Source organism: Methylobacterium sp. J-026 (genome assembly GCF_022829585.1).
GTDB lineage: Bacteria > Pseudomonadota > Alphaproteobacteria > Rhizobiales > Beijerinckiaceae > Methylobacterium.
This window is the reverse complement of sequence record NZ_JAKSYC010000105.1, coordinates 1-6,194: the sequence shown is the minus strand read 5'-3', so window position 1 is coordinate 6,194 and position 6,194 is coordinate 1. Positions and strand designations below refer to the sequence as shown.

The following is a 6,194-nucleotide window of genomic DNA, read 5'->3' as shown; positions in this document are numbered from 1 at the left end:
GAACCTCAGGGTGGCCTGCGTTGGCCTTTGCGCTCCCGGCCTCTTGGACCTCGGCGGCCTTCTGTTCCTGGGCGCTCATCGTGCTGTGGCGCTGGCCATCGCCGTGCTGTCCCTTGGCTGGGTTCGACATCGTGCTCTCCTACATCGTGGTCAGCCAGCAACTGCGTGCGCCGCTGACGGTTCGGAGGAAAAGCCAGCGTGCGACGAAAGGCCGAGCGCTCACCGTCGAGGGAGCGGCGGCGAACACCACTAATGACATCTGCCCACCCAGCCCAGCGCCTGGCGGGTTTTCCGTTCAGGCAATTATTCGCCCGTATCGCCGGGGGCATGTCAGACCTCCCGCCCGCCGTCGCCTCCTGGCGCGACCTGATCGAGCGCCTGTCCGAACACGCGTCACCGTGCCGATACCTCGCCCCGGCGAGATGAGTGGTGATGCGCGAGAACGCCCTAGCCTTCTTCGATCAACACGGCGCCGAAGCGTACCGGCTCGACTGGACCGCGCCCGAGCTGTTCGGCGTGCACCCGTCGAGCAGCACGCTGCGCGTCGATTCCTGCGGCTTGCTGATGCTTAGCTCTGGCGCGGCTGAAGCTGTTCATGCCGATCGCATCGCGTTCGCCCAAACCTCGGGCTACCGCTTCTTGAAGGGACTAACGCCGGGCGTGCCGGTGTCCGCGCCCGCCGACAGGCGCCTCTAACCCCGAGCAGGCTGTGGCGGCAGGCCGGCTGTCGCCTTCACGATCGCGAGCACCCCGGCGCGGGTGGCGCCGTCCGTGATGCGCGCGAAGGCCGTGACGAGTTCCATCACCTGCGGATCCTCGAGGAAGGTCGCGCCTTCGGTTCCGGAACCGGTCGATCCCAGCTGAGGCGCAAAGAACGTTTCGACCGGCACCTTCAGGACTTCGGCGATCGCCTGAAGCCGGCCGGCACCAATGCGGTTGCGACCCTTCTCGTACTTCTGCACCTGCTGAAAGCTGACGCCGAGGGCGGATCCCAGAGCGCTCTGGCTCAAGCCCTGGGCTGCTCGGAGCGTGGCGATCCGGCTGCCGATCGTGCGGTCAGCGTCTGTCGCCAGCTTCGGCGCCGTTTGGGCGATCACGGGTGCGGTCATTCGAAAGGGTCTTTCGGGTGGGCAGGGATGGTGTCGACTGAAGCATCGACGACCCTCAAACTAGATTACGTGCGATTGAGTTGCGCACAATCATGCAATCCAGACGTGCGTCAATGGGATGGCGTGACCGCAATCAGTAAGAATGGCGCGCTTACGCAGTCCGCATCCCCGGCCCCGGTGCGAAAGCTTGCACGCAGTCGGATAAGCCTGCGGCGCGGAACCGCGGCCGGCCTCGGCTGTGATCTTCGAGGATGTCGGGGGCAACCGCAATGTTAGCCGACACAGGTTGTTGCGCTGGACAAGCCATTAACGCCGCAGCCCTTTTCCCGACTCATGATGCGGGCATGTCCCACATCGCGAGCCGGCCGTGCACTTCGAGATCCGCTCCACCAACCGACACCTGTGGACCTGGGTGCTGCTCGACGGGGCTCAGATGACGGTCCTCGAATCGGACCGGACCTTTCCCTCGAAGACGCAGGCATCGGCCGCCGCCCTGGCGTTCGCGAATTTGGTCACGCGCGCGGGTCGCTCCCTCACGGGCGGGCCCGCCGGCGGGTTGATCTGAGGCCGGCCGCAGAACCCTTAGCGACTGAGCGCTGATCCCTAACCGCCCTGCAGGCTCTCGGCGAAGTCGTCCGGGATCTCGCCCCACTGGCCGAGGATCGTCACGCCCTCCAGCTCGCCGGTCTCGTCGTCGGCCACCACCTTCAGCGCCGCCGCGCCCGGCATGCGCTTGGCCAGGTTCTCGGCCTTCTTCAGCGCGCCGCTCTCCGTCGATGCCGCCTCCTGCCGGGCTGGCCGCAGCCGCTTCCGGTGCAGCTCGAACGGCTGGACCACGAACGCCGTCTTCATCGCCATACCGTCGCTCACGCCCGCGTGCCGTCCACCGTCACGGCGGTGAACGCGCGAAACAGCACCGGCCGACCTGCGGCATCGCGCACGTCCACCAGCCACACCGTCCAATCCTGGCACCCGGCCCCCGTCATCAGATCCAGCGCCACCCGGTCCGCGTGCTGTCGAATCTCGCGGATGCTGGACAACCACCGCCCCTGCAGGTCGAACACGGCCTCACCGCCCCCCAGGCAGTGGAAGCGGTAAAGCCTCCGCGGCATTGGCGTTTTCCCGACCTCTCCACAGGCGCCCACAGCGATCGTCGCGCGATCCGAAACAGCCATTGAACCACGCCTCGCCATCCGCTTTGTTCCCGATGTGTTCTAATCGAGGTTGTGATCCGGATGCACGCCCAACGGCACGAGCCGCCTGTGGAGATCCGTCCGTCCGAGGCCGAGGGAATTGCCGCGGCTTACCTCCGGGCCGCCGAGGGCGATGCCCGGGCGGCGCTCGTGCAGGCGATCACGGATGCGCTCAGCGACCTCGACGCGGCCGAGCAATGTGTCGTGGAGCAGCGCCGGCTGATTTCGCGTGGGTATGCCTACTGCCTCATCGGGGGGGGCTGACGCGCATGCCGATCCATCGGATCGACGCGCTGCTCGTCGACAGCCCCGACGCCGTCCGCGTGCCGCTGATCGGCCAGGCCCTGTGCGCCGGCTTTCCCTCCCCCGCCGACGACTTCCTGGAGGGCGCCCTCGAACTGCCGCGCTGGCTCGTGCCGAACCCGCCCGCGACCTTCCTCTGGCGCATCGCCGGCTCGTCCATGGAGGGCGCCGGCATCTACGACCGCAACCTCGCCTGCGTCGATCGCAGCCTCACCCCCGGCCACGGCAGCATCGTCGTGGCGGCGATCGACGGCCAGATGTCGTGCAAGCGCCTCGTGATCGAGGGCAACGCCGCACGCCTCGCCTTCTGCAACCCGGACCTGCCCGCCTTCGCGGTCGAGGAACTCGGCGAGGGCGCGATCTGGGGCGTCGTGCGCTTCTCGATCCGCTGGCACGTCGCCCGTGGGCACACGTCGTGAGCACGCCCGAGGCCCGCCGGCGCGACCGGATCGGCGGCGGCCGCGCCGTGGCGCTGATCGACGGCAACAGCTTCTACTGCTCCTGTGAGCGCGTGTTCGACCCGAGGCTCGCAGCCGTGCCGGTGATCGTGCTCTCGAACAACGACGGCTGCGCGATCGCCCGCACGGCCGAGGCCAAGGCGCTCGGCATCAAGATGGGCGATCCGTACTTCAAGATCCGCGACCTGTGCCGGGCGCGCGGCGTGCGGGTGTTCTCGTCGAACTACACCCTCTACGGCGACATGTCCGGGCGCACCAACGCGGTCTACCGGCAGTTCAGCCCGCAGGTGGAGATCTACTCCATCGACGAGAGCTTCTTGAACCTCACCGACGTGGCGCCGGCGCTCCGGGTCGCGCTCGCCCGGGATCTGCGCGCCACGGTGCGGGCCTGGACGGGAATCCCGACCTGCGTCGGCATCGGCCCGACCAAGACGCTGGCCAAGCTCGCCAACCACATCGCCAAGACCGTGCCCGAGTTGCAGGGGGTGTGCGACCTGACCGATCCGGCCGCCTACGCGCACTGGCTGTGCCGGATCGACGTGGCCGAGGTCTGGGGCATCGGCCGGGCCTCGCTGGCCAAGCTCCAGGCGATGGGTGTCGAGAGCGTGGCGGACCTGCGCGACCTCGATCCGCGACCGGTGCGCAAGGGGCTGACCGTGGTGGGCGAGCGGATCATCCACGAGCTGCGCGGGCTGGCCTGCCTGCCGCTGGAGCTGGTGCCAGCCCGGCGGAAGGGCTGCGCGGTGACCCGCTCGTTCTCCGCCCGGATCACCGAGCGGGCGGTGCTGGAGGAGGCGGTGGCGGCCCACGCGACGCGGCTCGGCGAGAAGCTGCGGCGGGAGGGGCTGGGCACCGACCACGTCACGGTGTTCTACCACACGAGCGAGCACGACCGGGACGCCCCGATGCGCTCGGTCTCGACAACCGTGAGCCTACCCGAGCACACCTCCGACACGCTGGCACTGATCAAGGCGGCGCGGCACGGGGTGGCCAAGACCTGGCGCGAGCCGGGGGAGCGGCCGTGGCGCTACTCGAAGGCGGGGATCGTCACGAACGACCTGGTGCCGCTGTCGCACAGCCCGCGGGCGCTGATCGGCGCGCTGGAGCGCGCGCGATCCGAGCCGCTGATGGCGGCGATGGACGCGTGCAACGCGCGCTGGGGCCGGGGCGCGGTGGTGCCGGCCCGCGCTGGGCTGGTGAGCCGGCGGGACTGGAGCACGAAGTTCGAGATGCGCACGCCGCGCTACACGACGCAGGTCGGCGAGCTGCCGGTGGCGTATGCGTGATGGAGGGCTGACCGGCCGCTGGGTCCGGTTTTGGTGGAAAGCCGCCGGTCCGCTTCTGGGCGGCGATACATGGAAGCGGACATCACCGTTAGGTTGACGGCAGGAGCTCGATGCCGAAGCGCGCCGACAAGCTGCTGAGACGTGCCAGAGCCTCCGCATCAGGCGCCTGAGCGGGCGCCGAGGTCGCAGCTGTCTGACCTGCCTCTCGGACGAACTGCTCGAAGCCGGATGGCGTACAGAACACCAGGGCTTCGGCTATTTCAGGACCGGCGTTCCCCAGCCGATGGGCTTGGCCTCGCGGAAGGTGCAGAACCTCCCCGATGGACAACGAGCGAGTCTTGCCGCCGGTCTCGACCTCCACCTGTCCGGACAGCACATAGATGGTTTCCTCCTCGTGCAGGTGCCGGTGCGGCGGCGTCCATACACCGGACGGGTTTGTGATGCGCAGCAACGAGAACTGCCGGCCGGTCTCCTCGCCCGACACCAAGATGTCGACGAGCGTTCCAGCGAAGCTCATGGTTTCGGTCCGGTGCATCGACTGGCTCCCTGTTTGTGGAATGCCCGTCTTTAGGCCCACTCTCGACATGAGCCGAGATTAAGAGTTCTCATACACACATGAGCCCACGTCATGTATCCGAGCGCGATCTCCGCCTGTTCCTCGTGCTCGACGCGCTGCTCGATCATCGCAGCGTGACGCAGGCGGCGAGCGCGCTCGGCCTCACGCAATCGGCTGTCAGTCATTCGCTTCGTGCATTACGGATGCGGTTCGGCGATCCGTTACTGGTTCGGGTCGGTAATACGCTCTGCCCAACACCCCGCGCGCTGGCCCTGCGCCCTGGGCTGTCACTCGGCCTCTCGGAACTCGAACGCGTGCTGGGCCGGGAGCCGACGTTCGATCCGGCGCACTCGACTCGGTGCTTCAGCCTAGCGACACCGGATTATCCCCAGTTCACGGTTCTACCCGAGCTATTCGGTCGGATCAGGCGCGAAGCACCCGGCTTGGATTTCCAGGTGAGGCCGATCGGCCAGGGACTCGCTGAAGACCTTGCGAGCGGTAACCTCGATCTTGTCCTAGCAGGGGCCGAAGTCGAGCAGCAGCTGGCGCTCGATCGCGCGTTGATGCGGGTGCGTGTCATCTCCGAGCCGTTCCGCTGTGTGGTAAGACGCGGGCATCCAGCTTTAACGGACCCGCTCGACCTCGACGCCTACACCACCTTGCCGCACGTGCTCGTCAGCACCGGAGGGGACCGCACGGGTATTGTGGACATGGCTCTGTCGGCTGTCGGACGGCGTCGACGCGTCGCTATGACAGTCCCAAGCTTCCCGGCCGCGATCTGGATGGTGGCAGCATCCGACCTCATCGCGACGCTGCCGAAGGCGATCACCGATCGTGCGTCGCGGCACGATGTTGAAGTCAGGGAACCACCGATCCTGTTGCCACCGAGCGTCGCGTATCTCTGGTGGCATCCGCGCTTCCAGCACGATCCTGGACACAGCTGGTGGCGTCAAACTCTGTCGAATGCCTTGGCGAGTTCACCGCTTCAGGGGCCGACCTGCCGGACGAACGATCTCGATGAGCCTTAATCGAGACGTGCTGACCTCCAGCCCAAGTCGTTGCTATGCGCCCCGAGCCGCGGTTGCCGCACCGCCGACGAGTGGCCGCTTTCGAGCGGCTTCTGCCGTCGCCTGGGCGACCGAGTTGGGTCGTACTCGGAACGTCTGCCTCTCGGCGACGAGCCCAGGGCTGTATCCCCCGACGCGGCCCGGTAAATGCCTTATCGATCCATAGTCCGATATCCTGAGGTGGCTCTCCGGGACTGCCGTTCGAGAGTGCCAAACGTCGTC

10 protein-coding genes are annotated in these 6,194 nt (G+C 67.5%); 6 read left to right on the top strand and 4 right to left on the bottom strand.

The genetic code is table 11. From position 1 onward, the window contains the following. Positions 1-432: 432 nt before the first annotated feature. Positions 433-696: a hypothetical protein gene (locus MKK69_RS10275; RefSeq protein WP_243967693.1), complete on the top strand. Its 264-nt coding sequence runs from the start codon at positions 433-435 to the stop codon at positions 694-696. On the opposite strand, the gene MKK69_RS10270 is transcribed toward MKK69_RS10275, so the two are convergent. After that, on the bottom strand, positions 693-1,109 hold the full coding sequence (locus tag MKK69_RS10270) for a helix-turn-helix domain-containing protein (RefSeq protein WP_243967692.1): 417 nt from the start codon (positions 1,107-1,109) through the stop codon (positions 693-695). The two genes, MKK69_RS10275 and MKK69_RS10270, sit on opposite strands and share 4 nt — an antisense overlap. Positions 1,110-1,476: 367 nt before the next feature. On the opposite strand from MKK69_RS10270, the gene MKK69_RS10265 reads away from it, so the two are divergent. Then, positions 1,477-1,674 (top strand): hypothetical protein, encoded by a 198-nt coding sequence (locus tag MKK69_RS10265; RefSeq protein ID WP_243967691.1) that lies wholly within the window; start codon positions 1,477-1,479, stop codon positions 1,672-1,674. A gap of 38 nt (positions 1,675-1,712) precedes the next feature. Here MKK69_RS10265 and MKK69_RS10260 read toward each other — a convergent pair whose 3' ends face one another. Together MKK69_RS10260 and MKK69_RS10255 are read right to left on the bottom strand one after the other, a co-directional pair. Next, a complete protein-coding gene (locus MKK69_RS10260; protein ID WP_243967694.1) occupies positions 1,713-1,967 on the bottom strand; it encodes a hypothetical protein in 255 nt (84 codons plus the stop codon). 8 nt (positions 1,968-1,975) lie between these two features. Continuing rightward, positions 1,976-2,221: a DUF6894 family protein gene (locus MKK69_RS10255; RefSeq protein ID WP_243967690.1), complete on the bottom strand. Its 246-nt coding sequence runs from the start codon at positions 2,219-2,221 to the stop codon at positions 1,976-1,978. A gap of 150 nt (positions 2,222-2,371) precedes the next feature. On the opposite strand from MKK69_RS10255, the gene MKK69_RS10250 reads away from it, so the two are divergent. The 3 genes from MKK69_RS10250 to MKK69_RS10240 are packed head-to-tail and all read left to right on the top strand — an operon-like array spanning position 2,372 to position 4,349. Continuing rightward, complete coding sequence (locus MKK69_RS10250) at positions 2,372-2,566, top strand: hypothetical protein (protein ID WP_313900843.1); 195 nt, start codon at positions 2,372-2,374, stop codon at positions 2,564-2,566. Positions 2,567-2,571: 5 nt separating this feature from the next. After that, positions 2,572-3,024, top strand: a complete 453-nt coding sequence (locus MKK69_RS10245; RefSeq protein WP_243967688.1) for a LexA family protein — start codon at positions 2,572-2,574, stop codon at positions 3,022-3,024. Beyond that, the gene (locus MKK69_RS10240; RefSeq protein WP_243967687.1) at positions 3,021-4,349 is read left to right on the top strand and encodes a Y-family DNA polymerase; all 1,329 of its coding nucleotides are present in this window, start codon (positions 3,021-3,023) and stop codon (positions 4,347-4,349) included. Before MKK69_RS10245 ends, MKK69_RS10240 begins: the two co-directional genes overlap by 4 nt. An 88-nt stretch (positions 4,350-4,437) precedes the next feature. Here MKK69_RS10240 and MKK69_RS10235 read toward each other — a convergent pair whose 3' ends face one another. Further along, on the bottom strand, positions 4,438-4,884 hold the full coding sequence (locus MKK69_RS10235) for a cupin domain-containing protein (RefSeq protein WP_243967686.1): 447 nt from the start codon (positions 4,882-4,884) through the stop codon (positions 4,438-4,440). 80 nt (positions 4,885-4,964) lie between these two features. On the opposite strand from MKK69_RS10235, the gene MKK69_RS10230 reads away from it, so the two are divergent. Continuing rightward, positions 4,965-5,933 (top strand): LysR family transcriptional regulator, encoded by a 969-nt coding sequence (locus MKK69_RS10230; RefSeq protein WP_243967685.1) that lies wholly within the window; start codon positions 4,965-4,967, stop codon positions 5,931-5,933. The last annotated feature ends 261 nt before the right edge of the window (positions 5,934-6,194 follow it).